The 25,856-nt window shown below is 73.6% G+C and carries 21 protein-coding genes; 17 read left to right on the forward strand and 4 right to left on the reverse strand.

All coding sequences use genetic code 11. The features are described 5' to 3' along the window. The first annotated feature begins 115 nt into the window (after window positions 1-115). The 12 genes from hisC to ACFV1L_RS28830 all read left to right on the forward strand — a co-directional run bounded on the left by hisC (window position 116) and on the right by ACFV1L_RS28830 (window position 17,389). Window positions 116-1,192, forward strand: coding sequence for a histidinol-phosphate transaminase (gene hisC / locus ACFV1L_RS28775; RefSeq protein ID WP_380371165.1), 1,077 nt, complete (start codon window positions 116-118; stop codon window positions 1,190-1,192). A gap of 96 nt (window positions 1,193-1,288) precedes the next feature. Further along, a complete protein-coding gene (locus ACFV1L_RS28780; protein ID WP_380371168.1) occupies window positions 1,289-2,581 on the forward strand; it encodes a TrpB-like pyridoxal phosphate-dependent enzyme in 1,293 nt (430 codons plus the stop codon). Between the two features lie 197 nt (window positions 2,582-2,778). Then, a complete protein-coding gene (locus tag ACFV1L_RS28785) occupies window positions 2,779-4,167 on the forward strand; it encodes an efflux RND transporter periplasmic adaptor subunit (protein WP_380371171.1) in 1,389 nt (462 codons plus the stop codon). After that, window positions 4,167-4,940, forward strand: coding sequence for an ABC transporter ATP-binding protein (locus ACFV1L_RS28790; RefSeq protein ID WP_380371174.1), 774 nt, complete (start codon window positions 4,167-4,169; stop codon window positions 4,938-4,940). Before ACFV1L_RS28785 ends, ACFV1L_RS28790 begins: the two co-directional genes overlap by 1 nt. Beyond that, window positions 4,937-6,139 carry an ABC transporter permease gene (locus tag ACFV1L_RS28795; RefSeq protein ID WP_380371177.1) on the forward strand — a complete coding sequence of 401 codons (1,203 nt, stop codon included), beginning with the start codon at window positions 4,937-4,939 and terminating at the stop codon, window positions 6,137-6,139. Before ACFV1L_RS28790 ends, ACFV1L_RS28795 begins: the two co-directional genes overlap by 4 nt. A 13-nt stretch (window positions 6,140-6,152) precedes the next feature. Next, a complete protein-coding gene (locus tag ACFV1L_RS28800; protein WP_380371180.1) occupies window positions 6,153-6,785 on the forward strand; it encodes a hypothetical protein in 633 nt (210 codons plus the stop codon). A 151-nt stretch (window positions 6,786-6,936) separates the two neighbouring features. Next, window positions 6,937-7,698 carry a response regulator transcription factor gene (locus ACFV1L_RS28805; protein ID WP_380371183.1) on the forward strand — a complete coding sequence of 254 codons (762 nt, stop codon included), beginning with the start codon at window positions 6,937-6,939 and terminating at the stop codon, window positions 7,696-7,698. A 1-nt stretch (window position 7,699) separates the two neighbouring features. After that, window positions 7,700-9,163, forward strand: coding sequence for a sensor histidine kinase (locus ACFV1L_RS28810; protein ID WP_380371186.1), 1,464 nt, complete (start codon window positions 7,700-7,702; stop codon window positions 9,161-9,163). Between the two features lie 301 nt (window positions 9,164-9,464). Next, on the forward strand, window positions 9,465-11,006 hold the full coding sequence (locus ACFV1L_RS28815) for a cytochrome ubiquinol oxidase subunit I (protein ID WP_380371187.1): 1,542 nt from the start codon (window positions 9,465-9,467) through the stop codon (window positions 11,004-11,006). 11 nt (window positions 11,007-11,017) lie between these two features. Further along, entirely contained in the window at window positions 11,018-12,025 is a 1,008-nt protein-coding gene (cydB, locus tag ACFV1L_RS28820) for a cytochrome d ubiquinol oxidase subunit II (protein ID WP_380371190.1), read from the forward strand. 34 nt (window positions 12,026-12,059) lie between these two features. Then, window positions 12,060-15,497: a thiol reductant ABC exporter subunit CydD gene (gene cydD, locus ACFV1L_RS28825; RefSeq protein WP_380371236.1), complete on the forward strand. Its 3,438-nt coding sequence runs from the start codon at window positions 12,060-12,062 to the stop codon at window positions 15,495-15,497. Window positions 15,498-15,607: 110 nt separating this feature from the next. Then, window positions 15,608-17,389, forward strand: coding sequence for a GAF domain-containing protein (locus ACFV1L_RS28830; protein WP_380371191.1), 1,782 nt, complete (start codon window positions 15,608-15,610; stop codon window positions 17,387-17,389). 33 nt (window positions 17,390-17,422) lie between these two features. Here the strand turns inward: ACFV1L_RS28830 and ACFV1L_RS28835 are convergent, their stop codons facing one another. The 3 genes from ACFV1L_RS28835 to ACFV1L_RS28845 form a co-directional block, all read right to left on the reverse strand. Continuing rightward, the gene (locus ACFV1L_RS28835) at window positions 17,423-18,235 is read right to left on the reverse strand and encodes an HAD family hydrolase (RefSeq protein ID WP_380371193.1); all 813 of its coding nucleotides are present in this window, start codon (window positions 18,233-18,235) and stop codon (window positions 17,423-17,425) included. 67 nt (window positions 18,236-18,302) lie between these two features. After that, window positions 18,303-19,220, reverse strand: a complete 918-nt coding sequence (locus ACFV1L_RS28840; RefSeq protein WP_380371195.1) for a hypothetical protein — start codon at window positions 19,218-19,220, stop codon at window positions 18,303-18,305. Between the two features lie 96 nt (window positions 19,221-19,316). Next, window positions 19,317-19,736: a hypothetical protein gene (locus ACFV1L_RS28845; RefSeq protein WP_380371198.1), complete on the reverse strand. Its 420-nt coding sequence runs from the start codon at window positions 19,734-19,736 to the stop codon at window positions 19,317-19,319. Between the two features lie 264 nt (window positions 19,737-20,000). Between ACFV1L_RS28845 and ACFV1L_RS28850 the strand changes: the two genes are divergently transcribed. Next, a complete protein-coding gene (locus tag ACFV1L_RS28850; RefSeq protein ID WP_380371201.1) occupies window positions 20,001-20,978 on the forward strand; it encodes a hypothetical protein in 978 nt (325 codons plus the stop codon). A gap of 140 nt (window positions 20,979-21,118) precedes the next feature. Further along, window positions 21,119-22,087, forward strand: a complete 969-nt coding sequence (locus ACFV1L_RS28855) for a LamG domain-containing protein (RefSeq protein WP_380371202.1) — start codon at window positions 21,119-21,121, stop codon at window positions 22,085-22,087. Window positions 22,088-22,147: 60 nt separating this feature from the next. Here the strand turns inward: ACFV1L_RS28855 and ACFV1L_RS28860 are convergent, their stop codons facing one another. After that, complete coding sequence (locus tag ACFV1L_RS28860; protein ID WP_380371205.1) at window positions 22,148-23,215, reverse strand: ParB-like protein; 1,068 nt, start codon at window positions 23,213-23,215, stop codon at window positions 22,148-22,150. Between the two features lie 291 nt (window positions 23,216-23,506). Here ACFV1L_RS28860 and ACFV1L_RS28865 point away from each other — a divergent pair, with 291 nt between their 5' ends. Genes ACFV1L_RS28865 through ACFV1L_RS28875 form a run of 3 tightly spaced genes read left to right on the forward strand, consistent with a single transcriptional unit; the run spans window position 23,507 to window position 25,835 of the window. After that, complete coding sequence (locus tag ACFV1L_RS28865; protein WP_380371208.1) at window positions 23,507-24,235, forward strand: WXG100 family type VII secretion target; 729 nt, start codon at window positions 23,507-23,509, stop codon at window positions 24,233-24,235. Beyond that, complete coding sequence (locus ACFV1L_RS28870) at window positions 24,232-24,936, forward strand: hypothetical protein (protein ID WP_380371209.1); 705 nt, start codon at window positions 24,232-24,234, stop codon at window positions 24,934-24,936. Before ACFV1L_RS28865 ends, ACFV1L_RS28870 begins: the two co-directional genes overlap by 4 nt. Continuing rightward, window positions 24,933-25,835, forward strand: a complete 903-nt coding sequence (locus ACFV1L_RS28875; RefSeq protein WP_380371211.1) for a hypothetical protein — start codon at window positions 24,933-24,935, stop codon at window positions 25,833-25,835. Before ACFV1L_RS28870 ends, ACFV1L_RS28875 begins: the two co-directional genes overlap by 4 nt. The last annotated feature ends 21 nt before the right edge of the window (window positions 25,836-25,856 follow it).

Below are 25,856 nucleotides of genomic sequence, written 5' to 3' on the forward strand. Positions count from 1 at the left end.
CCCGTAACCCGGACGAGCAACTCACCCGCACGGGTGAGGGGCGGTCGGTATCGTTCACGGCACCCGACCGGGGACTGATCGGCACCACCGCCGACGGAGAGAAACGGAGAACCCCGTGGTTCAGCGCGAGCACGGCCCCCGCCTGCGGCCGAGCCTGGACGGCATTCCCAGTTACAAGCCCGGAAAGCCTGCGGGCGCCGACTCCTTCAAACTGTCCTCCAACGAGAACCCCTACCCGCCGCTGCCCGGCGTCCTGGAGGCCGCGGTCGCCGCCGCCGGCGACTTCAACCGCTACCCCGACATGGGTGTCGGCGCCCTCACCGCGGAGATCGCCCAGCGCTTCGGCGTCCCCGCCGAGCACGTCGCCACCGGCACCGGCTCGGTCGGCGTCGCGCAGTCCCTGGTGCTCGCCACCGCCGCCGAGGGCGACGAAGTCATGTTCGCCTGGCGCTCGTTCGAGGCCTACCCGATCATCACGCAGATCGCCGGCGCCACACCCGTGCCGGTCCCGCTCACCGCCGACGAGGGCCACGACCTCGACGCGATGCTCGCGGCGATCACCGACCGCACCCGGCTGATCTTCGTCTGCAACCCCAACAACCCGACCGGCGCCGCCCTGCACCGCGAGGAACTGGTCCGCTTCCTGGACGCCGTGCCCGCGCACATCCTGGTCGTCCTCGACGAGGCCTACCGCGAGTTCATCCGCGACGAGGACGTCCCGGACGGCATCGAGCTCTACCGCGACCGCCCCAACGTCTGCGTGCTGCGCACCTTCTCCAAGGCGTACGGCCTGGCCGGCCTGCGGGTCGGCTTCGCCATCGGCCACGAGCAGGTCGCCACCGCGCTCCGCAAGACCGCCGTCCCGTTCGGCGTCAGCCAGCTCGCCCAGGACGCCGCGGTCGCCTCGCTGCGCGCCGAGGACGCCCTGCTGGAGCGGGTCGAGGCGCTGGTCGCCGAGCGCACCCGGGTCACCGCCGCGCTGCGCGCCCAGGGCTGGACGGTCGGCGACTCCGAGGCCAACTTCGTCTGGCTGCGGCTCGGCGAGCGCACCCTCGACTTCGCCGCCGCCTGCGGCGAGGCCGGCGTGGTGGTCCGCCCGTTCCCCGGCGAGGGCGTCCGGATCTCGATCGGCGAGGTCGAGGGCAACGACCTGTTCCTGGCCGCCGCCGAGGCGTTCCGCAAGGAGATCTGACCCGACGTCAGAAGGCGGGGCGGGCGGCACGGTTGCCCGCCCCGTCGGCGTGGAAGGACTCCCGGCGGCAAGCGACCGCACCGCAGGGAGGCCCGGATGAGCCGGCAGCACACCGATCCCACGCCCACCACCTGGTACAACATCCTCCCGGACCTGCCCGCGCCGGTCCCGCCGATGCTGCACCCCGGCACCAAGGAACCGGTCACCGCCGACGACCTCGCCCCGCTGTTCCCGGCCGAACTCGCCGCCCAGGAACTCGGCGGCCCCCGCGAGGTCGACATCCCCGGCCCCGTCCTCGACCTGTACCGCCGCTGGCGGCCCGCCCCGCTGCTGCGCGCCGAACGCCTCGAACGGGCCCTCGGCACCCCCGCCCGGATCTACTACAAGTACGAGGGCGGCAACCCGACCGGCTCGCACAAGCTCAACACCGCCCTCGCCCAGGCGTACTACAACAAGCGGGCCGGGGTGACCCGGCTGGTCACCGAGACCGGCGCCGGGCAGTGGGGCAGTGCGCTCGGCCTCGCCTGCTCGTTCCTGGAACTGGACTGCGAGGTCTTCATGGTCCGGGTCTCCTACGACCAGAAGCCCTACCGGCGGGCCCTGATGGAGACCTACGGCGCCCGGGTGCACGCCAGCCCCTCCGGACTGACCGGCGCCGGCCGCACGGCGCTCGCCGACGACCCGGACGCCACCGGCAGCCTCGGCCTGGCGATCGCCGAGGCGGTCGAGTCGGTGGCCGCCGCCGGCGGACGCGCCAAGTACGCGCTCGGCTCGGTGCTCAACCACGTGCTGCTCCACCAGACCGTGATCGGACAGGAGGCGCTCGCCCAGTTCGCCGCCCTCGACGACTACCCGGACGTGGTGATCGGCGCGGCCGGCGGCGGCTCCAACTTCGGCGGACTCGCCTTCCCGTTCCTCGGCGAGCAGTTGGCGGGCCGCCGAACCGTGCGGGCGGTCGCCGTGGAGCCCGCGTCCTGCCCCACGCTGACCCGCGGCCGCTACGACTACGACTTCGGCGACAGCGCCGGCACCACCCCGCTGATGAAGATGCACACCCTGGGGCACGCCTTCACCCCGCCCGCGATCCACGCCGGCGGGCTGCGCTACCACGGCATGTCGCCGATCGTCAGCCACCTCAAGGAGCTCGGCCTGGTGGAGGCCGTGGCCGTGCCGCAGACCGCCTGCTTCGAGGCCGGCGTGGCGTTCGCCCGCGCCGAGGGCATCGTCCCGGCCCCGGAGTCCACCCACGCGGTGCGGGTGGCGATCGACGAGGCGCTGGCCTGTCGGGAGTCCGGCGAGCCGAAGGCGATCGTGTTCGCGCTGTCCGGGCACGGGCACTTCGACATGCAGGCCTACCTCGACCACTTCGCCGGGAAGCTGACCGACTGAACGCCCGCGGCCGGGTGAACCGGGGACGGGACTTCGCTGGGAGGTTTCTGGGAGGCCGGTCAAGAGCTGGTCGTCCGCCAGTGGGCCGAGGGCCTGCCGGCGGGCGATCCGCGGCGATTCGTCCGGATCGGTGGCCCCAGCCCGCGCCCAGGATCCGCACAGGGCCGCGAAAGGGCACCGGACGATGCTTCTGCGCCATGAAGGTGCTTCCGCGACGGCGTGGTGCCGTCCTCGTCAACTCCGCGCTCGGCGTGGCCCTGCTGGGCGGGGCCGCGCTGGCGTACACCACCCTGGACGGCGGGACCGGCAAGGCCGTCGCCGCCGCCAAGGTCCGGACCGCCACGGTCGCCCAGGGCACCGTCCAGGCCACCGTGTCCGGATCGGGCACGCTGTTCTCCCCCTCCGACGCCGGTCAGGACTTCACCACCGGCGGCCGGCTGACCGCGGTGAAGGTCGCGGTCGGAGACACCGTCAAGAAGGGCCAGGTGCTGGCCACCGTCGACACCACCGCCGCCCAGCAGCAGGTCGACCAGGCGCAGTCCGCGTTGACCGCCGCCGAGGCCAACCTCACCAAGGCCGAGGCCGGCGAGACGGTGACCACCACCGTCCCCGGCACCGGCTCGTCCGGCTCCGGCACGGGCGGTTCCTCGGGCTCCTCCGGCCGCGGCGGCTCCGGCTCCGGCGCGGGTGCCGGCACCGCCGCGACCACCCCGCAGCCGACCACCACGACCACCGTGAAGATCGACCAGGCGCAGATCGCCCAGGCCCAGCAGCAGGTCGACAACGCGCAGACCGCGCTGACCAACGCGAAGGCCGCGCTGGCCGGCACCACGCTGACCGCCACCACCGACGGCACCGTCGCCTCGGTCTCCGGCAAGGTCGGCGACACCGTCGCCGGCGCCGGCACCTCCTCCGGCTCCGCCGGCAGCTCCTCGTCGGGCGCCAAGTCCTCCACCGGCAGCGGCACTTCGAGCACCACCCCGTCCGGCTTCATCGTGCTGACCAACCCGTCCGGGATGGAGGTCACCGCGAACTTCTCCGAACTGGACTCGCTGAAGCTGAAGAAGGGCCAGAACGCCACCGTCACCCTGAACGCGCAGTCCGACACCAAGCTGGCGGCGAGCGTGCTGTCGGTCAGCTCGCTGCCCTCCAGCTCCACCAACGGCGCGGTGCAGTACGGCGCGGTGCTGCAGATCACCGGCGACACCTCCACCCTGCGCACCGGCCTGAGCGCCACCATCTCGGTGGTCACCGGCTCCGCCGAGAACGCCCTGTCGGTGCCCACCGCGGCCCTCCAGGGCACCGGTGCCACCCGCACCGCCACCGTGGTCCACGACGACGGCACCACCGAGCGGGTGCAGGTCGCCGTCGGCATCGAGGGCGACACCACCGTGCAGGTCGTCGACGGCCTCACCGCGGGCGAGAAGGTTGAGCTGACCGCCACCACCGCGGGCACCGGCAACGGCTTCCCGTCCGGCAACTTCCCCGGCCTGAACGGCGGCGCCGGCTTCGGCGGCGGCACGGGCGGCTTCGGCGGCGGGAACGGCGGCGGCAACCGCGGCGGCGGCACCGGGGGCTCGCGCTGATGAGCACCGGCAAGCCCCCGGTGATCCAGGTGCGCCGGGTCACCAAGTCCTACGGCCACGGCGACGCCGTCGTGCACGCCCTGCGCGGGCCGCTCGGCCCGGACGGCGAACCGCTCGGCGTCGACCTGGACGTCGCCGAGGGCGACTACGTCGCGGTGATGGGCTCGTCCGGCTCCGGCAAGTCCACCCTGATGAACATCCTGGGCTGCCTGGACGTGCCCACCTCCGGCCGCTACCTCCTCGACGGCACCGACGTCGGCCACCTCGACGAGGGCCAGCTCGCGCTGGTGCGCAACCGCAAGATCGGCTTCGTGTTCCAGTCGTTCAACCTGGTGCCGCGCACCACCGCCCTGGCCCAGGTCGAACTGCCGCTCGCCTACGCGGGCGTGCGGGCCGCCGAGCGCCGCCGCCGGGCGATGGCCGCGCTCACCCTGGTCGGCCTCGCCGAGCGGGCCGGCCACAAGCCCAACCAGCTCTCCGGCGGCCAGCAGCAGCGCGTCGCGGTGGCCCGCGCCCTGGTCACCGCGCCCGCGATGCTGCTCGCCGACGAGCCCACCGGCAACCTCGACAGCCGCTCCACCGAGGAGGTGCTGGGCATCATCGACGGCCTCAACGCACGCGGCCGCACCGTCGTGACCATCACCCACGAGGACGAGGTGGCCCGGCACGCCAAGCGGGTCGTCCGGCTGGTCGACGGCGCGGTCGTCTCCGACGTCCGGCAGGCCCCCGTCGACGGACCGCCGCCGGCCCTGGCCGCGGGGGTGGTCGCGTGATCGCCTGGCAGATGGTCCGCTTCGCGGTCGGCGGCCTGGCCGCCAACAAGGTCCGCTCCGCCCTCACCATGCTCGGCGTGCTGATCGGCGTGGCCTCGGTGATCCTGCTGCTCGCGGTCGGCAACGGCTCCTCGGTGGCGGTGAAGGAGTCCATCACCTCGCTCGGCACCAACTCGCTGACCGTCTCCTCCGCCGCCTCCCGCGGCTCCGCCACCGCCGCCAGGAAGCTCACCGTCGAGGACGCCAGGGCCCTCGCCTCGGCCACCGACGCCCCGGCCATCAAGTCGGTCGCCCCGGTGGTCACCACCAGCGGCACCGCGCTGTACGGGAACATCTCGTACCAGCCCGGCCAGATCGTCGGCACCTACCCGGCGTACTTCGAGACCGCCAACCAGAAGGTCGCCAGGGGCGACTACTTCTCCGCCGACGACGTGCTGAACTCCCGCAAGGTCGCGGTGCTGGGCTCGACCACCGCGAAGGAGCTGTTCGCCGCCGAGGACCCGATCGGCAAGCGGATCACCATCGGCGGCACCCCGTTCACCGTCACCGGCGTCCTCACCGCCAAGGGCTCCACCGGCTTCAACGACCCCGACGACGTGGTGATCGCCCCGCTGCCCACCGTGCAGAACGCGTTCACCGGCTTCGGCTCGGTCAACCAGATCCTGGTGCAGGCCTCCTCCGCCGACACCACCACCGAGGCGCAGGCCGACATCACCCGGATCCTGATGGGCACCCACGCGCTGAAGGACGCCGCCAAGGTCGACTTCCGGATCAGCAACCAGACCTCGCTGCTGAGCGCCCGCGAGTCCACCACCAAGACCTTCACGGTGCTGCTCGGCGCGGTCGCCGCGATCTCGCTGCTGGTCGGCGGCATCGGCATCACCAACATCATGCTGGTCACCGTCACCGAGCGGACCCGGGAGATCGGCATCCGCAAGGCGCTCGGCGCGCCCCGCGCGGTCATCCTCGGCCAGTTCCTCGCCGAGTCCACCCTGCTGTCGGTGATCGGCGCCGGCCTCGGCGTGCTCGCCGGAATCGCCGGCTCGCACTTCTCGGTGGTCGGCATCAAGCCGGTGGTGATCCCCGAGTCGGTGCTCGGCGCGTTCGGCATCGCCGTCGCCATCGGCCTGTTCTTCGGCAGCTACCCCGCCAACCGGGCCGCCTCGCTGCGCCCCATCGACGCCCTCCGGCACGAGTAGAAGGAGCCCTCCCATGTCGGACGAGCAGGAGTTGCTGGCCACCGCGCCGGACGCCCGCGACATCACCGCCGAGCTGGCCGCGCCGCCGCGCCGCAAGCTCCCCTGGCCCACCCTGGCGCTGGCCGGCGGCCTGATCGCCGTGCTGTCCTTCGCGGGCGGCGTCTGGTACCAGAAGGACAACGGCAGCGGCGCGGGCGGCACCCGGGCCTCCGGCAACCAGGTCCCCGGCGGCGGTCAGAACACCGGCCGCCGCGGCGCCGGCCAGGGCGGCTTCGGGGGCTACGGCGGCGGTCAGAACGGCCAGGGCGGCGGCCAGTTCCCCGGCGGTCCGGGCGGCGGTTTCACTCGCGGCACCGTCAAGTCGGTGGACGGCACCACCGTCTACCTGACCGACGCCAACGGGAACACCGTCAAGGTCACCACCGGCGACTCCACCAAGGTCACCACGACCAAGGAGGGCAAGGTCGGCGACCTGCAGCCCGGCCAGAGCGTCACCGTGCTCGGCAGCAAGGGCGCGGACGGCTCCTACAGCGCGACCCAGCTCACCGAGGGCGGCGCGGGCGGCTTCGGCGGCCGCGGCGGCCAGGCGGGCACGGGCGGCCAGGCAGGGTCCGGATCCGGTACCGGTTCGAGTACGACCGGATGAGCGATGCCCTCTTCATTCACTTTGCGTAGCCCGCCCGGGCTAGGGTCTGTCTGACGGTGGTCGGCCGGGAGAGCCCGGCGGACCACCTCGGACCGCCCCGGAACCGCCCGGGCCGGCCCTTTCAGTCCCGGCCCGGGAGGCGGAGCAGATCGTGTCAGGAGCAGTGCAGTCGAGCCCCGTCGCGGCGACCCCGAGCGGCGGCGAGCCGTTCCTGCTGGTGGTGGACGACGAGCCCAACATCCGCGAACTGCTCTCCGCCAGCCTGCGGTTCTCCGGCTTCCGGGTGGCCTCCGCCGCCACCGGCCAGGAGGCGCTGGACGCGGTCGCCGCCGAGCGCCCCGACCTGGTGGTGCTCGACGTGATGCTGCCCGACCTGGACGGCTTCACCGTCGTCCAGCGGCTGCGCGACCAGGCCCAGTGGCCGCAGAGCCCCGAGCACGTCCCGGTGCTGTTCCTCACCGCCAAGGACGGCACCGGCGACAAGGTCCAGGGCCTGGCCGTCGGCGCCGACGACTACGTCACCAAGCCGTTCAGCCTGGAGGAGCTGATCGCCCGGATCCGGGCGATCCTGCGCCGGGCCGGCGGCCCCGCCGACGACGGCCGCCTGGTGGTGGCCGACCTCACCCTCGACCCGACCGCGCACGAGGTCACCCGCGGAGGTGTCCCGGTCTCGCTCTCCCCCACCGAGTTCAAGCTGCTGCACTACCTGATGGCCAACGTCGGCCGGGTGGTCTCCAAGGCGCAGATCCTCGACCACGTGTGGGCGTACGACTTCGGCGGCGACCTCTCCATCGTCGAGTCCTACATCTCCTACCTGCGCCGCAAGCTCGACTCCGGCCCGGCCCACGGCCCCAAGCTGATCCACACGGTGCGCGGCATCGGCTACGCGCTGCGCCGCCCGCCGAACAGCTGAGATGGCCCGCTTCTCGCTGCGGGTCCGGCTGCTGGTGCTGTCGCTGCTGCTGGTCACCACCGGCCTGGTGGTGAGCGACACGCTGGTGCTCGGGGTGGTCCGCGGCCAGCTGGTGGAGCGCGCCGACCAGCAGCTGGAGCGGTACGCCGAGCCGCTGTCGCGGCGCGCGCCGACCCGCCAGCAGGCCCCGGTGTCGGTGTTCAGCCCGCAGTCGGTCGCCCGCCGCACCGGCCAGACGCTGCCCAGCGAGTACGTGGTGCGCTACCTGTCCGCGGACGGCACCGTGCTGTCGGTGCTGCGCCAGCCGCTCACCGACTCCGAGCCCGCGCCGCAGCTGCCCGCGCTGACCGCCGCCGGCCTGACGCGCCGGGAGGGCGCGCCGTTCACCGAGAAGGTGCCGCGCGGCAGCGAGTGGCGCTCGCTGGTGCTGCCGCTGCAGCGCACCACCGGCGGCGACTTCAGCTCCCCCCGGTTCGTGCAGGTCGCGGTGCCGCTGGACGACGTGCAGTCCACCATCAAGCACCTGCGCACCACCTTCTTCACCATCGGCGGCGCGGTCCTGGTGGGCCTGGCCGGCCTGGGCGCGCTCGCCGTCCGGGCCGGACTGCGGCCGCTGCGCCAGCTGGAGGCGGGCGCCCAGCGGATAGCCGACGGCGACCTGTCGCACCGGATGCCCGAACTGCCCGCCCGCACCGAGGTCGGCCGGCTGTCGGCGGCGCTGAACCGGATGCTCACCGACATCGAGACGGCGTTCGCCGACCGGGCCGCGTCCGAGCGCCGGATGCGCCGCTTCGTCGCCGACGCCTCGCACGAGCTGCGCACCCCGCTGGCCGGCATCCGCGGCTTCGCCGAGCTGCACCGGATGGGCGCCCTGGAGGACGTCGACCGGGCGATGGACCGGATCGAGTCGGAGGCGGTGCGGATGGGCGGCCTGGTCGAGGACCTGCTGATGCTGGCCAGGCTGGACGAGGAGCGCCCGCTGAACCTGGCCCCGATGGACCTGCGCACACTGGCCGCCGACGCCCTGCACGACCTGACCGCGCTCGACCCGGGCCGCCCGGTGTCACTGACCGGCCCGCGCGGCGAGGGTGCCCCGCAGCCCGCGCCGGTGCTCGGCGACGAGGCCCGGCTGCGCCAGGTGGTGACCAACCTGGTGGGCAACGCGGTCAAGCACACCCCGCCGGGCACCGCGGTCCGGATCGGGGTGGGCCGGGCCGACGGCAGCTGCCTGCTGGAGGTGGCCGACCGGGGCCCGGGCATGACCGAGGACCAGGCGGCGCTGGTGTTCGAGCGCTTCTACCGGGTGGACGGCTCCCGGGCCCGGCGGGCCGGCGAGGGCGGGGGAGCGGGCCTGGGGCTGGCGATCGCCTCGGCGCTGGTGGCCGCGCACGGCGGCGAGCTGTCCCTGCGCACCGCGCCGGGTGACGGTGCGGCGTTCCGGGTGGTCCTGCCGCACCAGTCCTGACCCGCGCCCCTCCCTGCAGGCGGTCCGACCTGGGCTGATGCCCCGTCAGTGCGGGCGGTGTCAAGCGCCGTTCGGTACAGCGGCGGTGCCCGGGGGCTGCTTGTGGACGGCCGGGCAGGCGGCGGATCATCGCCGTGTCGGAAAACACCCACCCCCCGTGCGAATGCACTGATAAGCATCATGGATACTGCTCTTGTGAACGTGTTCACGTTCACAAGCGGACAAGCTTGGGCAGGTTCGGCACCACCGCGTGCTAAATATGCTTTTTGTCCGGTTTGCACATCCTGTGAGAGAGGGCGCAGTGGACCTAGCAGTCGCTCACGAGACCATCTCGCGATGGCAGTTCGGCATCACCACCGTCTACCACTTCCTCTTCGTCCCACTCACCATCAGCCTGGCGTCGATCGTCGCCTGCCTGCAGACCGCGTGGGTGCGCACCGGCAAGGAGAAGTACTTCCACGCCACCAAGTTCTGGGGCAAGCTCTTCCTGATCAACATCGCCATGGGCGTGGTCACCGGCATCGTCCAGGAGTTCCAGTTCGGCATGAACTGGTCCGACTACTCCCGGTTCGTCGGCGACGTGTTCGGCGCCCCGCTGGCGATGGAGGCGCTGATCGCGTTCTTCTTCGAGTCCACCTTCATCGGGCTCTGGATCTTCGGCTGGGACAAGCTCCCGAAGAAGATCCACCTGGCCTGCATCTGGATGGTCGCCATCGGCACCGCGCTGTCCGCGTACTTCATCCTGGCCGCCAACTCCTGGATGCAGCACCCGGTCGGCTACCGGATCGACCCGGCCACCGGCAAGGCCCAACTCACCGACATCGTCCGGGTACTGACCCAGAACACCACCCTGGTGCAGGTCTTCCACACCCTGACCGCGGCCTTCCTCACCGGCGCCGCGTTCGTGGTCGGCATCGCCAGCTTCCACCTGTGGCGCGCCAAGCAGGGCAAGCAGCCCGACAAGCGGAAGACCGCCGCCATGCGCACCTCGCTGCGCTTCGGCCTGGCCATCGCCGTGGTCGCCGGCCTCGGCACCGCGATCAGCGGCGACACCCTCGGCAAGGTGATGTTCGAGCAGCAGCCGATGAAGATGGCCGCCGCCGAGGCGCTCTGGGACACCCAGGCCCCCGCCCCGTTCTCGGTGTTCGCCGTCGGCGACGTCTCCAAGGGCCACAACTCGGTCGCCCTGGAGATCCCCGGAATACTGTCCTTCCTCGCCCACAACGACTTCTCGTCCGAAGTCCCCGGCATCAACGACACCGCCGCCGCCGAGGCCGCCCAGCACGGCGGGCAGCCCACCGACTACATCCCCAACATCTTCGTCACCTACTGGGGATTCCGGCTGATGATCGGCTTCGGCATGACGTCCTTCGTCGCCGCGCTGATCGGCCTGTGGACCACCCGCCGGAAGTTCTGGCTGGCCCCCGAGCACCGCACCGGCGACGACGAGCCGCCGAAGCTGATGCTGACGAAGAACCGGGAGATGAACGTCTTCTTCACCCGGTGGAGCTGGCGGATCGGCATCCTCACCATGGGCTTCCCGCTGATCGCCAACAGCTTCGGCTGGATCTTCACCGAGATGGGCCGCCAGCCCTGGGTGGTGTTCGGCCTGATGCGCACCCGCGACGCGGTCTCCCCCAACGTCAGCGTCGGCACCCAGGTCCTCGGCCTGTGCACGCTGACCGCGCTCTACGCGATCCTCGCCGTGATCGAGGTGAAGCTGCTCGCCAAGTACGCCGCCGCCGGCCCCGACACCGACGAGAAGCCGCCCGCCAAGGACCCGACGCTGCGCGGCCCCTCCGAGGACGAGGACGCCGACAAGCCCCTCGCCTTCGCGTACTGAGGACGGATCACATGCACCTGCACGACCTCTGGTTCATCCTGATCGCCGTCCTGTGGATCGGCTACTTCTTCCTGGAGGGCTTCGACTTCGGCATCGGGATCCTCACCCGGCTGCTGGCCCGCAACACCGCCGAACGCCGCGTCCTGATCAACACCATCGGCCCGGTCTGGGACGGCAACGAGGTGTGGCTGCTCACCGCCGGCGGCGCCACCTTCGCGGCCTTCCCCGACTGGTACGCCACCCTGTTCAGCGGGTTCTTCGTCCCGCTGCTGCTCATCCTGGTCTGCCTGATCGTCCGCGGCGTCTCCTTCGAGTACCGGCACCAGCGCAGCGGCGAACGCTGGCAGCGCAACTGGGAACTCGCCATCTTCTGGACCTCCCTGCTGCCCGCCTTCCTGTGGGGCGTCGCCTTCGGCAACATCGTCCGCGGCGTCGAGATCGACCAGGACAAGAACTACGTCGGAACCCTCTGGGACCTGCTCAACCCCTACGCCCTGCTCGGCGGACTCACCACCCTGGTGCTGTTCACCTTCCACGGCGCGGTGTTCGCCGCCCTGAAGACCACCGGCGAGATCCGGCTCCGGGCCCGCGTCCAGGCCACCGTGCTCGGACTGGTCACCGCCGTGCTCGCCCTGGCCTTCCTGATCTGGACCCAGATCGACTCCGGCAACCACTGGAGCCTCGCCGCCACGATCGTCGCCGTGCTCGCCCTGGTCGGCGCCCTCGGCGCCAACCAGGCGGGCCGCGAGGGCTGGGCGTTCGGCCTCAGCGGACTGACCATCGTCGCCGCCGTCGGCATGCTCTTCCTGTCGCTGTTCCCCGACGTGATGCCGTCCACCCTGAACCCCGACTGGTCGCTGACCGTCAGCAACGCCTCGTCCTCGGGCTACACGCTCAAGGTGATGACCGTGGTCGCGGTGGTCTTCACCCCGCTCGTGCTGCTCTACCAGGGCTGGACGTACTGGGTCTTCCGCCGCCGGATCGGCGTGCAGCACATCCCCGCCCCCGCCCACCACTGACCAGGAGTACCGCCCGATGGACAGCCGGCAGCGGATGCGTCCGATCGACCCTCGGCTGCTGGCGTACGCCCGCACCACCCGCGCCTTCCTCGCCGGCTCCGTCGTGCTCGGCGGGGTCGGCGCGGCCCTGCTGGTCGCCCAGGCCGCGCTGATCGCCGACCTGGTGGTCCGGGCCTTCCAGCGCGGCCAGTCGCCGCTGTGGGGGCCGCTGCTCGGCCTCGCCGCGGTGACGCTCGGACGGGCCCTGGTCGCCTGGCTCACCGAACTCACCGCGCACCGCTCGGTCGCCACCGTGAAGTCCACCCTGCGGCGGCGGCTGCTCGACCACGCCACCGCGCTCGGCCCCGCCCACCTCGCCGGCCGCCGCAGCGGCGACCTGGCCACCCTCGCCACCCGCGGCGTCGACGCCCTCGACGACTACTTCGCCCGCTACCTGCCGCAACTGGCACTCGCCGTGGTCGTCCCGGTGGTCGTCCTGGCCCGCATCCTCGGCGCCGACTGGGCGTCCGCCGCGATCATCTGCGGGACGCTGCCGCTGATCCCGCTCTTCATGATCCTCATCGGCTGGGCCACCCAGGCCCGGACGGACCGCCAGTTCGCCGGCCTGTCCCGGCTCTCCCACCACTTCCTCGACGTCGTCGCCGGCCTGCCCACCCTCAAGGTCTTCGGCCGCGCCAAGGCCCAGGCCGCCGCGATCGGCCGGATCACCGAGGACTACCGCCGCGCCACCCTGCGCACCCTGCGGCTGGCCTTCGTCTCCTCCTTCGCCCTGGAACTGCTCTCCACCCTCTCCGTCGCCCTGGTCGCCGTGTCGATCGGCTTCCGCCTGGTCGACGGCACCCTCGACCTGGAGACCGGCCTGCTGGTGCTGGTCCTCGCCCCCGAGGTCTACCTGCCGCTGCGCCAGGTCGGCGCGCTGTACCACTCCAGCGCCGAGGGCCTGGCCGCCGCCGGCCGGATCTTCGAGGTGCTGGAGACCCCGCTGCCCGACACCGGCCGCCGCCCGGCACCGCCGGTGGCCGGCACGGACATCCGGATCGAAGGCCTGACGGTCCGCCACCCGGGCCGCGCGCAGGACGCCCTGCACGACGTCTCGCTGGTGCTGCCGGCCGGCCGCACCACCGTCCTCACCGGACCCAGCGGGGCGGGCAAGACCACCCTGGTGAACGTCCTGCTCGGCTTCGTCCGCCCCGACGCCGGCCGCGTCCTGATCGGCGACCAGCCGCTCGCCGACACCGACCCGGCGAGCTGGCACGCCCAACTCGCCTGGGTCCCGCAGCACCCCCACCTGTTCGCCGGAACCGTCGCCGACAACGTCCGCCTCGCCCGCCCCGACGCCACCGACGCCGAACTCGCCGCCGCCCTCGCCGCCGCCCACGTCGACTTCGCCGCCCCCGGCACCCGGCTCGCCGAGAACGGCCACGGCCTCTCCGCCGGCCAGCGCCAGCGCCTCGCCCTGGCCCGCGCCCTGCTCGCCGACCGGCCGCTGCTCGTCCTCGACGAACCCACCGCGCACCTCGACCCGGTCACCGAGGCCGCCCTGCTGGACACCCTCGGCCGGATCGACCGCACCGTCCTGCTGATCACCCACCGGCCGGCACTGGTCGCCCTGGCCGACCACCACGTCCGCCTGCCCGGCGCCCCCGCCCCCGCCCCCGCCCCCGTTCCCGCCGCCACCCCGGCCCCGCGGGCCGCCCTGCCCGGACCCCGCCCCGCACCCGAGGACGACCCCGCGCCCGCCGCCCCGCCCCGGGTGCCCCGGATGTGGCTCGCCGTGCTCCTCGGCTCGCTCGCCCTCGGCTGCGCCGTCGCGCTGATGGGCACCTCCGGCTGGCTGATCTCCCGCGCCTCCCAGATGCCGCCCGTGCTTTACCTGATGGTCGCCGTCACCTCCGTCCGGGCGTTCGGCATCGGCCGCAGCGTGTTCCGCTACGCCGAGCGGCTGGTCTCGCACGACGCCGTGCTCAAGGCCCTCGGCGGCATCCGCACCGCCGTCTACCGCCGCCTGGAACAGCTCGCCCCCGCCGGCCTCCCGCAGTTCCGGCGCGGCGACCTGCTGTCCCGGCTGGTCGCCGACGTCGACGCGGTACAGGACTTCCACCTGCGCTGGCGGCTGCCCGCCGCGGTCGCCGCCGTGGTCTCGCTGGCCGCCTCCGCCGCCCTCGCCGCGTTCCTCCCGCTCGCCGGGGCGGTGCTCGCCCTCGGCCTGCTGCTCGCCGGCGCCGGCGTCCCCGCCCTGGAACGCCGGATCTCCGGCCGCACCGAACGCCGGCACGCCCCCGCCAAGGGCGAACTGGCCACCGCCGTCCTGGACACCCTCACCGGCACCGCCGAACTGACCGTCGCCGGCGCCCTCCCCGCCCGGCTCCGCGCCACCCGCGCCGCCGACGCCGCGCTGACCCGGCTGGCCGGGCGCTCCGCGGCCACCGGCGCGCTCTCCGCCGGCCTGGTCGCCCTGGTGACCGGCCTGACGGTGGTCGCCGCCGCCGCGGTCGGCGTCCGCGGCGTCGCCTCCGGCGCACTGCCCGGCGTCTGCCTGGCCGTCGTGGTGCTCACCCCGCTGGCCGCGTTCGAGGCCGTCGCCGCCATGCCCACCGCGGTCCGCTTCCGCGAACGCGCCAGGGCCTCGCAGGAACGCCTCGCCGAAGTCCTGGCCGCGCCCCTCCCGGTGACCGAACCCGCCGACCCCCAGCCGCTGCCCGCCGCGCAACTCCCGCTCCGCGTCAGCGGCCTGACCGCCCGCTGGCCCGGCGCCGCACACGACGCGCTGCGCGGCGTCGACCTCGAACTGCGGCCCGGCCGGCGGGTCGCCGTGGTCGGCCCGTCCGGCTCCGGCAAGACCACCCTCGCGCACGTCCTGCTGCGCTTCGTCGAGCCCTCCGCCGGCTCCGTGCGGCTGGCCGACGCCGTCGACACCCGCGACCTCGCCGGCGAGGACGTCCGCCGGGTGATCGGCCTGTGCGCGCAGGACGCCCACGTCTTCGACAGCTCGGTCCGCGAGAACCTGCGCCTGGCCCGCCCCGACGCCGACGAGCCGCGACTGCGCGCCGCCCTCGCCCGGGCCCGCCTGCTCGACTGGGTCGACAGCCTGCCCGAGGGCCTCGACACCATGGTCGGCGAACACGGCGCCCGACTCTCCGGCGGCCAGCGCCAGCGCCTCGCCCTGGCCCGCGCGCTGCTCGCCGACTTCCCCGTGCTGATCCTCGACGAACCCGCCGAACACCTCGACGCGGCCACCGCCGACGCCCTGACCGCCGACCTGCTGGCCGCCACCGAGGGCCGCACCACGCTGCTGATCACCCACCGGCTGGCCGGCCTGGACGACAGCAGCGTGGACGAGGTGCTGGTGCTCGACGACGGCAGGGTGGTCGAGCGCGGCCGCTGGTCGCAGCTGGCCGACCGGCCCGGCGGGCGGCTCGCCGCGATGCTGGCCCGGGAACGCGCCGGCGAGGCCCGCCCGGTGGCCGCCTGAGCGGAGGCTGTGCCGGCCGACCCGGGACGGCCGCCGTGCCGGCCCGGCCGGCCCGGTGTCGCGGGGCTCGAAAGCCCGGACGAACCGGGTCGAACAGGCACACTGGTGGCATGGGTCAGCCGTCCGCCGAGAGCGGTCCACCGCACATCCCCGAGATCTCCTCGCTCGGGCTGGACACCCTCGTCACCGAGGTCTCGGAGCGGCTGCAGTCCGCCGCCGCCGTCACCGACCGGATGCAGCGGCTGCTGGAGGCCGTGGTCTCGGTCGGCGCCGGACTCGACCCGCACGCCACCCTGCAGCGGATCGCCTCCGGCGCGGCCGAACTCGTCGACGCCCGGTACGCCGCGCTCGGCGTGGTCAACCCGCACGGCAGCGGCCTGTCCGACTTCATCCACGTCGGCGTCGACGACGAGACCGCCCGCCGGATCGGCCACCTGCCGACCGGGCGCGGCATCCTCGGCGCGCTGATCGACGACCCCCGGCCGCTGCGGCTCACCGACCTGTCCACCGACCCGCGCTCGGTCGGCTTCCCCGCCGCACACCCGCCGATGGTGTCCTTCCTCGGCGTGCCGATCCGGGTCCGCGGCGAGGTCTTCGGCAACCTCTACTTGACCGAGAAGCAGGGCGGCGGCTCCTTCACCCCCGAGGACGAGCAGGTGGTGCTGGCCCTGGCCGCCGCCGCGGGCGTCGCCATCGAGAACTCCCGGCTGTACGAGCAGGGCCGCCGCCGCGAACGCTGGATCACCGGCGCCGCCGCCGTCACCACCTCGCTGCTGTCCACCGACGAGGCGCAGATCGCCCTCACCGTCGCCGCCGAACAGGTCCGCGAACTCGCCGAGGGCGCCCTCGGCATGGTCCTGCTGCCGGCCGGCGAGGACCGCATGCGGGTCGCCCACGCCTCCGGCGAACGCGCCGCCTACCTCACCGGCGAACTGCTCCCCGAACACGGCCTCGCCCCCCGGCTGCTGGCCGGCGAAACCGTCTTCCTCGACGACCTCGCCGCCGCCCCCGACGCCGCCTCCGACGGCCAGTTCGACCGCCTGGCCCGCGAGTTCGGGCCCGCCATGGCCGTGCCGATGGTCTCCGCCGGACGGGTACTGGGCGCCCTGTGCGTGTGGCGGCAGGCCGGCACCGCCCCGTTCACCGACACCGAACGGCAACTCGCCGAGACCTTCGCCTCGCAGGCCGCACTGGCCCTGCGCCTCGCCGAGTACCAGCGCAACCAGCAGCGCCTGGCGGTCTTCCAGGACCGCGACCGGATCGCCCGCGACCTGCACGACCTGGTCATCCAACGGCTCTTCGCCACCGGCATGATGCTGGAGGGCGCGGCCCGCCGGGCCGTCGTCCCCGAGGTCCAGGAGCGCATCGGCCAGGCCGTCGACGAACTCGACGCCACCATCCAGGAAGTCCGCACCACCATCTACGCCCTCCAGCACGGCGACACCGACGACGAGCCCGACACCCTCCGCACCCGGGTCCTGCGCGAGGGCAGCCAGGCCGCGGCCGCGCTCGGCTTCCGGCCGACCATCACCTTCACCGGCCCGGTCGAGAGCCTGGTCGGCGAACAGGCCTCCCGCCAACTGCTCGCCGCCCTGCGGGAAATGCTCTCCAACACCGCCCGCCACGCCCGCGCCTCCCGGGTCGCCGTCGAACTCGACGCCACCGTGCACCTCGGCCCCGACGGCCGCCCCGTCGCCCCCGACCCGACCTGCCCCGGCCTGCCGGGCGTCCTCCTCACCGTCACCGACGACGGCGTCGGCATCCCCGACGGCGGCCGGCGCTCCGGCCTGCGCAACCTCACCCGCCGCGCCGAAGCCCTCGGCGGCGACGCCTGGCACGAGCCCGGCCCCCAGTCCAAGGGCACCCGGGTCCGCTGGACGGCCCGCCTCTGACGGCCGGACGGCGATCCGCCCGGTGACGGAGCGTCAGATCAGGGTCTCGATGACGGCGGCGACGCCGTCGTGCTCGTTGCTGACGGTGTGCCGGGCGACCGAGGCGAGGACCAGCGGGTGGGCGTTGGCGACGGCGTAGGACTGGCCGGCCCAGGCCAGCATCTCCAGGTCGTTCGGCATGTCGCCGAACGCGACGACCTCCGCCGCGTCGATGCCGTGGCGGAGGCACCAGCGGGCCAGGCTGGTGGCCTTGGTGACCCCGGGGGCGCTGATCTCGATCAGCGGGATCGGGCTGGAGCGGGTCACCTCGGCGAGCGGGCCGACGACGGCGCGGGCGCGGTCGAGGAACTCGTCGGGGGACAGGTCGGGGTGCTTGCCGAGCAGCTTGAACAGGCCGTCCACCGCGCCGGAGGCGAGCAGTTCGGCGGCCGGCCCGACCGGATGGTCCGTCTCGGACTCGCCGTGGAAGACGGTGTACCCCGCCTCCCGGGCGAAGCCGCCCGGGAACTCGAACGCGAAGGCGGTGCCCGGCAGTTCGGCGCGCAGCCGGTCCACGACGGTCAGCGCGTCGGCGACGTCCAGCGGGCAGCTCTCCAGCAGCTCGCCGCGCCGGACGTCGACCACCGCGCCGCCGTTGGAGCAGATCGCCACGCCGTGGCCGCCGATGTGCGGGCCGAGGTGCCGCATCCAGCGCGGCGGGCGGCCGGTGACGAACACCACCTGCACCCCGCCGGCCTCGGCGGCGGCCAGCGCGGCGGCCGTCCGGGCGGAGACCGTCCCGCCGGGGCACAGCAGGGTGCCGTCGAGGTCGGTGGCGATCAGGCGGGGGCGCGGGGAGGTGGTCACCCGTCCATCTTCGCGCACCCGTGCGGGAACCGGGCCCGCCCCGGACGGGGGACGGGCCCGGGCGGCGTCAGGCCGCGACGTTCAGGGTGAGCGCCGCGGTGTGCAGGGTGCCGCCGGTCTGGAACTGCAGGAACAGCCGCCAGTCGCCGGCCTTCGGCAGCTCGGCGTGGAACGACAGGGTCGGCCCGCCGCCCGCCCCGGCGGCCGCCGGGTTCTCCGGGTGCAGGTGCGCGAACGCCTGGTCGCCGGCGTGGAAGGCGGTCAGGTGCGCGTACGTCTCCAGGTAGGGCTCCAGGTCGGTGACCGGCTTCCCGTCCTTGGTCACGGTGACGGTCAGCTCCCCGGCCGCGCCGGCCTTCGGGGTGCCCGCCACCGCCACCGTGTACCCGTCGACGGTGGTGCTCGCGGCGGCCGCCGGCAGCGGCACCGCGGCGGCCTGCCCCGCCACCGTCGCGGTGCGGCTGAGCACCAGGCCGGTGCCCTTGCCGCTGCCCGCGCCGGGGATGAACGAGGCGTACATCCGCCACTCGCCGGGCTGCAGGGCGGCCAGCGGGGCCGTCCAGGCGCCGTCGGCGCCCCGCACCGGGTGCAGGTGCTGGAAGCCGGACAGGTCGGAGCGGATCGCGTAGAAGTGCATCTCCTTGGTCTGCTCGGGCTGGTAGTCGGTCAGCACCTTGCCGTCCGGTCCGGTCACGGTGAACCGGTACTCGGAGCCGGCGAGGCTGCCGTCCAGGCGGTAGCCGCCCTGCTCGGCGGCCAGCCCGTCGGCGCCGTGGCCCTTGCCGGGCATGCCCGCCATGCCGTCCGGGCCGTGGCTCATCCCCGGCATGTCGTGCCCGGCGGGGGAGCCCGTCGCGGACGGCGCGGCGCCGTGGTCCATGCCGGGCATCGCGTCGCTGCCGCAGGCGGTCAGCGTCAGGGCGAGCGCGGCGGCTGCCGCGCCGGCCAGGAGGGCGCGGCGGGTGGTCGTGGTGGTGCGGGTCATCGGAGTTCGCTCCAGGGTGCGCGCGCACCGGCGGTGCGCGTTCGCGGACAGGACGCGGCGCCCGGCGGCCCCCGCAGGGACGGCCGGGTGGCACCCTCACCTGCGCGCGACGCAGACCCGGGTCAGCAACTCCCGCCCGCCGTCCGGCGGCGACCGGCCGCTCTCCGCCCCGCCGGTCCGCAGCGGTCCGGTGAGGGCGGGCGGCTGCGGGTGGCTCCACGGCGCGGCGGCGGACGGGCCGGCCAGCGGCGACCGGTCGCGGGCCTGGGTGGAGACGCAGTCGACGGACGACCGTCCGTGCGCGCCCGGCGCAGCGGCGGAAACCCGCCCGCCCCTCTCATCGGCATGCGCCCCCGAGTGGGCCGTCACCGGGGAAGTGCCCTCCGGCCGGTGGCAGCCGGCGGCGCTCGCCGGGCTCCCGTGCATCAGGAACAGCCCGAGCAGCAGGGCGCACAGCACCGCCCACCGGGCGACCGTCCGCCCGGCGGGGCCCGTCGTCCGACCGCTCCGCTCCATCCCCGCCACGATACCCCCGCCCCGTATCGGCGGAGGGTAAGGACCCGCAGGACGCCGACGCCGGATGACGGGCCGTCAGCGCCGGTGCCGCGCCGCGCCGTACGGGTGCGCCCGGCTGTTGCCGTTCGGTGACGAATCACCGATCCGCACTGGACATCGGGTCGACAGAATTCTCTCAACGGCGCTCGCCCGGCCAGCGGAAACGAACAGGGGCACCCGCCGAAACCACCACTCGCCATCACCAGTTCCTGGGGGGAACTCCCGATGTCCGTCCGCAGCCGCCGCGCCCGCCTCGCCGTCCTCGCCGCCACCGCCGTCCTCGGTGCCACCGTCCCCGTCCTCGGCGGGGCGGGCAGTGCCTGGGCCTGCGGTGACGAATCGCCGACCCCGGTGGCCTCCGCCTCGGCGCCGGCGGCCTCCGCCTCGGCGTCCGCTCCGGCCGCGTCGCCGTCCGCTTCCGCTCCGGCGGCCGCCCCGGCCGCGGACCCGAAGGCGCGCATCGACGGGGTCTGGCGGGATGCCGACACCGTCACTGCGGGCGGCACGCCGGTGCAGATCGGCGTCACGATCAGCAACACCGGTACGGAGGATCTCAGGGGAGTCCAGCCGTTCATCGCCTTCTTCAACGACTCGGGTGAGAAGGGCAGCATCCTGCACCCGGAGGACCTCGCGCTGGAGGTCAGGACCGGAGGCGATTGGAAGGCCGTCCCGATGAAGTGGGGCTGCGACCCGACGCTGCGCGGCGACTACTCCTCGCTCGCCACCGACCTGGCCCCCGGCGCGGCCGTCGAGTTCCAGTTCCGCGTGTCGGTCACCACCCACTCCAACCGGGCGCAGCAGCAGATGGAGGTCTACACCAGTGCCCGGAGCGCTCAGGGTGCCCACCTCGCCTCCGGCCCGCGCATCGTCCTGCCGATCGTCCACCCCGGTGCCCCGACCACCCCCGCGCCCACCGCCACCACCAAGGCCCCGAGCACCCCGGCCGCCACCCTGTCGACGCCGGCCGACCCGACGCCGACCGCGGGCGGGAAGGAGGCCGCCGGTCCGGCCGCCGTCCCGGCCGCCCTGAACGCGGGCGCCACGCCGACCCCGACCTCCAGCCCGGTCGGCACCGGGAACCTCGCCTCCACCGGCGGCGGCTCCGGCTCGACTCCGATGCTGATCGGCGGCACCGTCCTGGTGCTGCTCGGCGCCGGCGGCGTCGCGCTGGCGGCCCGCCGTCGGGCGGCCCACCGCGGCTGACCGAAATCGCTTCAACTCCCTTCGCTCCGACGCCCGTTGCGGTGTTCGGGGCGAAGGGCTGCGCGGCGTTCCGGTTCGCGCGTTCGAACCGGGCCGCCTAGAGTTCCGCCGACGAAGCAAGCGGACGGATCGGGGAGAACGTGGCGGGCAGGCGGGCGGCGGGCAGCGCGGACGCGATGAGAGAGCCGGCGGCAGGGGGCGCGGAGGCGGCGTACTGGCGGGCGATGACGGAGGCCGAGGAGCGGGAGGCCCGCCGCAAGCGGACCCTGGGCATCACCGCGCTGGCCACCGGCCTGGTGGCGGTCGGTGCGATGGTCGCCGTCGCCGTGATGGTGCAGGACTCCGCCGACGGCCCGTCAACACCCAAGACCGCCGCCGCCGGTGCCACGGCGTCCCCGGCTGCCAAGCCGTCCGCGAGCGCGAGCGGAAAGGACGGGCAGGGCGGCCAGAGCGGCCACGAGGACTCCGCCGCTGACGGTTCCGGCTCGGTGCCCGGCCTCAAGCTCGGCAGCGCCGCGAAGGTCGGCGCCGCCGACGGCCGGGACGGCAAGGCGCTGCAACTCACCGGCACCGGCGACGGTTTCGCCGAGGCCGCCGGCGCGTCCGTGGACACCACGAAGGACTTCACCGTCTCGGCCGTGGTCCGCAACGACGCCGCGAGCGCGTCCAAGGCGGCGCTGTCGCAGAACGGCGAGCAGTTCTTCTCCTTCTACCTGGGCCGCGAGGACGCGGGCGCCAACAAGAACCGCTGGGTCTTCAAGGTGCAGACCGCCAACGAGGCCGGCAAGAGCGCGACGGCGCTGTCCACCGCGGCCGCGGCCACCGGTCGCTGGACCACGCTGACCGGCGTCTACAACGCCAAGGCGAAGACCATCTCGCTGTACGTGGACGGCACCCTCGCCCAGACCACTCCCGCTCCGTCGATCGTCGCCGGCACCGGCCCGCTGGAGCTCGGCCGGGCCCGCTACAAGTCGGCGTGGGCGGACGCCTGGAACGGCTCGATCACCGACGTCCAGGTGTGGAAGAAGGCGCTGACGGCCGATCAGGTCTCCAAAGCGGCTACCGGGAAGCCCGGCGAGGCACCGGCGACGAACCTGCTCGGCTCCTGAACCGGAGCACGCGGAAGGGGGCCGGCGGACATCCGCCGGCCCCCGCGCTTCCGCACGCCCTCAGTTCAGGCCGTTGACCTTCTTGTACTCGAGCGCGTACGCCAGCTTGCCCGGCTTGGCGTCCGAGTAGGGCTTGCTCAGCTTGGCGAACTCGCCCTTGTCGGCGGCCTTCCCGGCGTTCCACCGGTCCAGCGCGTCCAGGTCGCCGGCGGTGAAGCCGGAGTCGACCACGGCGGTCTTCGGCAGCGCGGTCATCGCCTGGGTGGTGGCCTTCACGGCGGCCAGGTAGCTGGTCAGGTCCGACCGGTCCCAGCCGGACAGGTCGACCGGGGAGGCGTCCCGGATCCAACTGCCCCAGTAGAACTCCTGGAACGGCACCGAGTTCTGGGTGTAGCCGATGTCGCGGCCGAAGTAGAGCAGGCTCCGGTACGTGTCGTCCTGGAAGTTGGCCAGCCCGACCGAGGCCGGCAGCTTGTCGGTCTTCACGGGGTTGCCCTGCGGGTCGCGCAGGTACACCCACTTCTCGGCCTGCATCCGCGCCCAGAAGTCCTTCTGGGTCAGGGTGCTCAGGTTCGCCAGCACCCGCAGCCGCACGTGCAGGTCCGCGCCGCCGTCCGGCGTCTCGTAGAACGAGGTCAGCGTGTGGTGGCCGTCCGTCAGGAACGGTTCGCCGCCCGGGCCGATCACCACGGTCTTCATCGCGGCCTCGCTGTCCGCGGTCTCCGCGCCGACCGGCAGCGCGCAGGTGAACGAGGACGGGTCGTCCAGCCGTGCGCCCGGCTGCACGGCGACCGCCTCGACCCGGCCGTCCGCCTCGCACCAGTCGCTGAACTTCTTGTTGATCGCGTCCTTGCCGAGCGTGTACCGGCCGAGCTTGTAGTACACCTCGTCGTAGCCGAGCGAGGGCTGCGTCGGGTGGACGTCGCCGATCCGCACGTCCAGCAGCTCACCGGGCCGGGCGCACAGGTACCCGGCGAACGGCGTGTGCCGGTTGTCGTGCCCGCAGAACGACGGACGCTGCCCCGGCGCACCGGGCGCGGCCACCGCACTCGGCGCCGTCGCGGCAACAGTGACCAGGGCCGCACCGACCGCCAACAGCGGTACCGCGGACGGGACTCGGAATCGCATGACACTCCCTGCGAAGCATGGCTGAATGTGCCCGTGAGCGTCCCAGCGGCCGGCCAACACCCGGCAACCCCGCCGTGGCGTCCCGGAGAACGCGGATGAACGATCCCGCCCGACTCGGCCCCCGGACGCCCCGGACCGCACCCGCCGCGCCGGCCGCGCCGGCCGTTCCACCGCCGACTCCCCCAGGACCGGCCCCGAAAGGGTCATGGTTTCGGAAAGTCCGCTCTTCCCCGGCGCTCTCGGATCTACGTTCGAGCGGAAAAGGTGGATGCCGTCGGGGGAGGGCGTGGCATGGCGATCGAGCTGCCTGGCGAGGTGGTGGAGTTCCTGTCGTTCATCGGGATCAACTGGCCGACGGTGAACGAGGACAAGGTGCGCGAGTTCGCCTCCCATGTGCGGGAGTTCGCGCAGAACGTGGAGTCGGTGCACCAGCAGTCGACGTCGACGGTCCGGCAGTTGGGGCAGGCGTACGAGGGTGCGTCGTACGAGGCGCTGCTGGCGAAGTGGGCGTCGCTGTCGGACAGCCACTTCAACGAGCTGGTGCAGGCCTGCCACGTGGTGGCGGACGCGTTGGACGTCGCGGCGGGCGTGATCGTGGCGATGAAGGTCGAGACGATCGGTGAACTGGTCGCGCTGGCGGCGGCGTTCGTGGCGGACCAGGCGGCGGCGGTGGCCACGCTGGGTGCGGCGGAGGCGGCGGTGGTCCTGATCGAGGAGACCGCGAAGCGCCTGATCAACTACCTGGAACAGCAGCTCGAGCAGTACATCGTCGCGCAGGTGGTGGAGGCGGCGATCGGTCCGCTGGTGGACACGGTGGCCAACGCCGTGCAGGGGATGGTGTTCCAGGCCGCGGAGGCGGCGCTCGGGGTGTCCGGCGGCGGTGGCGGGGGAGGCTCCGGGTTCCGGATCGACCCGGAGGCCCTGGAGGCGCACGCCCGCATGATGCACGACCACGCCGAAGCGGTCGCGGGCCACGCCCAGGCGTTCGGCGCCAAGGCCGGAGCGGTGAGCTTCGAGTGACCAACCGGATCGTGAAGGCCCTGGAGGACGGGGCGGAGAAGGTCGGCAAGGCCCTCGCCGAGGACGCCGGCAAGGCGGTGTCGAATCTCTACCGGGAGACCGGGACGAACCTCCGGAAGGTGGCCAAGAACACCGCGGAGGTCGAGGAGAAGCACGCGACCGAACTCAAGAAGATCCTCGAGGACGGGAAGACGGACGCCCGGCCGGTCGCGCTCTCCGGCAAGGGGCACGCGCCCGGGCACGGGGAGGCGCCGGCCGGCCCACCCTGGCCCGTGGCGGACGGCGTCGCGGGCGCCGCGCGGGGAAAGAGCCTGAACCCGCCGCACCGACGGCACACGCTCGCAGGCGTGAAGGGCGGTCAGGTCAAGGCGCAGAACAGCGTCATCCTGCGCGGATACGAGCAGGACGTGCACCGGGACGTCGCGGAGATCGCGGCCGGCAACGCGCACTGGAACGCGCAGACCCAGCGCTACGAGATCAACGGCCGGAGCTACGGCGTCGAACCGCACGGAACCGTGTTCCCGGACTCCGGTGTCGGAATCGTCAACATGGACCGGAACGAGTACGCGGCGCTGAAGGAACTGGCCAAGGCCGACGGGGACCCGGACAAGGTTCCGGCCTTCACCAGGGATCCCCGGTTCCGCGACAATCCGCACGTGATCAGCAAGGCCCACGCCGTCTACCACGGGAAACACAAATGACCTACAACGTGCTCCTCACCGGCATGCTGCCGCGGGACCGCGTCGCCGCCGTCCTCGCGGAGCTGTTCCGGCAGCCGCTGGACGAGGTCGACGTGGCAGGCGCGGACGACTACGACGACCGGAACTGGGACGCCACCGTCAGCTGCACCTACGAGCCGGTCCACGGAGACGTCTCGTGGGCCCTCGACGTGTACGTGCCCGACGGCCACCCGGTTCGCCCCGCGGAGTCCGAGCTGGCCGCTGCGCTGGCCGAGGCACTGGGGCAGCCGGTGCTGTTCGCCGCGGCCGAGCACCTGCCGAGCGCCTACTGGCTGGCGGCGCCGCACGGCCTGCTGACCAGGGCCCGGCTGTACGAGTCGGACGACGAGGACGCCGGCTACACCCTCGACGCGGTCGGCCGGCCGGTCCCCGGGCTCCCGGACGTACCGGTGGACCGGCAGCCCGAAGTGATCCGCGAACACCGCGTCGCCACCCCCGTCAGCGACGCGTTCCACGCCTGGACCGCCGAACGCGGGAAGACCGCGAACGCGGCGGCGGGCGGCGAACAGACCGAGGCCGAGTGGTACGCCCGCACCCGCCTGGGCGCCTGGGAGTCCCTCGTCACCCGCATGGCGACCGGGTGGCCGCCCGACGGCTGGTACCCCGCCGCCTTCTACCGGGAGGACCTGGAGCTGCGGGACGAACTGACGCGGACGGCCGCCCAGCTCGACGGCGAGAGCGCGACCCGGTTCGCCGAGGCCCTCACCCTGGTCGACGACGCCTTCCGCACCCGCACCGTCGAAGACCGGGGCGCGGCCCTCGCCGAAGCCACGGGCCTCCCGCGCCTCGAACTCGCCCTGCGCGGCTGGTGGTGGCAACGCCGCCCCGAGCCCCTCCCCTGGCCGCAACCCGGCGCATGAGCCACCCCGGCGGCTTCCTGC

Origin of the sequence: Kitasatospora sp. NPDC059646, assembly GCF_042734615.1 — a bacterium.
Classification (GTDB): Bacteria; Actinomycetota; Actinomycetes; order Streptomycetales; family Streptomycetaceae; genus Kitasatospora.

What these genes read in the sequence shown, in the direction of transcription:
- ACFV1L_RS28780 (WP_380371168.1), top strand. Translation starts at nt 1,289, where the DNA reads ATGAGCCGGCAGCACACCGATCCCACGCCCACCACCTGGTACAACATC.
- ACFV1L_RS28785 (WP_380371171.1), top strand. Translation starts at nt 2,779, where the DNA reads ATGAAGGTGCTTCCGCGACGGCGTGGTGCCGTCCTCGTCAACTCCGCG.
- ACFV1L_RS28790 (WP_380371174.1), top strand. Translation starts at nt 4,167, where the DNA reads ATGAGCACCGGCAAGCCCCCGGTGATCCAGGTGCGCCGGGTCACCAAG.
- ACFV1L_RS28800 (WP_380371180.1), top strand. Translation starts at nt 6,153, where the DNA reads ATGTCGGACGAGCAGGAGTTGCTGGCCACCGCGCCGGACGCCCGCGAC.
- ACFV1L_RS28810 (WP_380371186.1), top strand. Translation starts at nt 7,700, where the DNA reads ATGGCCCGCTTCTCGCTGCGGGTCCGGCTGCTGGTGCTGTCGCTGCTG.
- cydB (WP_380371190.1), top strand. Translation starts at nt 11,018, where the DNA reads ATGCACCTGCACGACCTCTGGTTCATCCTGATCGCCGTCCTGTGGATC.
- cydD (WP_380371236.1), top strand. Translation starts at nt 12,060, where the DNA reads ATGCGTCCGATCGACCCTCGGCTGCTGGCGTACGCCCGCACCACCCGC.
- ACFV1L_RS28830 (WP_380371191.1), top strand. Translation starts at nt 15,608, where the DNA reads ATGGGTCAGCCGTCCGCCGAGAGCGGTCCACCGCACATCCCCGAGATC.
- ACFV1L_RS28840 (WP_380371195.1), bottom strand. Translation starts at nt 19,220, where the DNA reads ATGACCCGCACCACCACGACCACCCGCCGCGCCCTCCTGGCCGGCGCG.
- ACFV1L_RS28845 (WP_380371198.1), bottom strand. Translation starts at nt 19,736, where the DNA reads ATGGAGCGGAGCGGTCGGACGACGGGCCCCGCCGGGCGGACGGTCGCC.
- ACFV1L_RS28850 (WP_380371201.1), top strand. Translation starts at nt 20,001, where the DNA reads ATGTCCGTCCGCAGCCGCCGCGCCCGCCTCGCCGTCCTCGCCGCCACC.
- ACFV1L_RS28860 (WP_380371205.1), bottom strand. Translation starts at nt 23,215, where the DNA reads ATGCGATTCCGAGTCCCGTCCGCGGTACCGCTGTTGGCGGTCGGTGCG.
- ACFV1L_RS28865 (WP_380371208.1), top strand. Translation starts at nt 23,507, where the DNA reads ATGGCGATCGAGCTGCCTGGCGAGGTGGTGGAGTTCCTGTCGTTCATC.
- ACFV1L_RS28875 (WP_380371211.1), top strand. Translation starts at nt 24,933, where the DNA reads ATGACCTACAACGTGCTCCTCACCGGCATGCTGCCGCGGGACCGCGTC.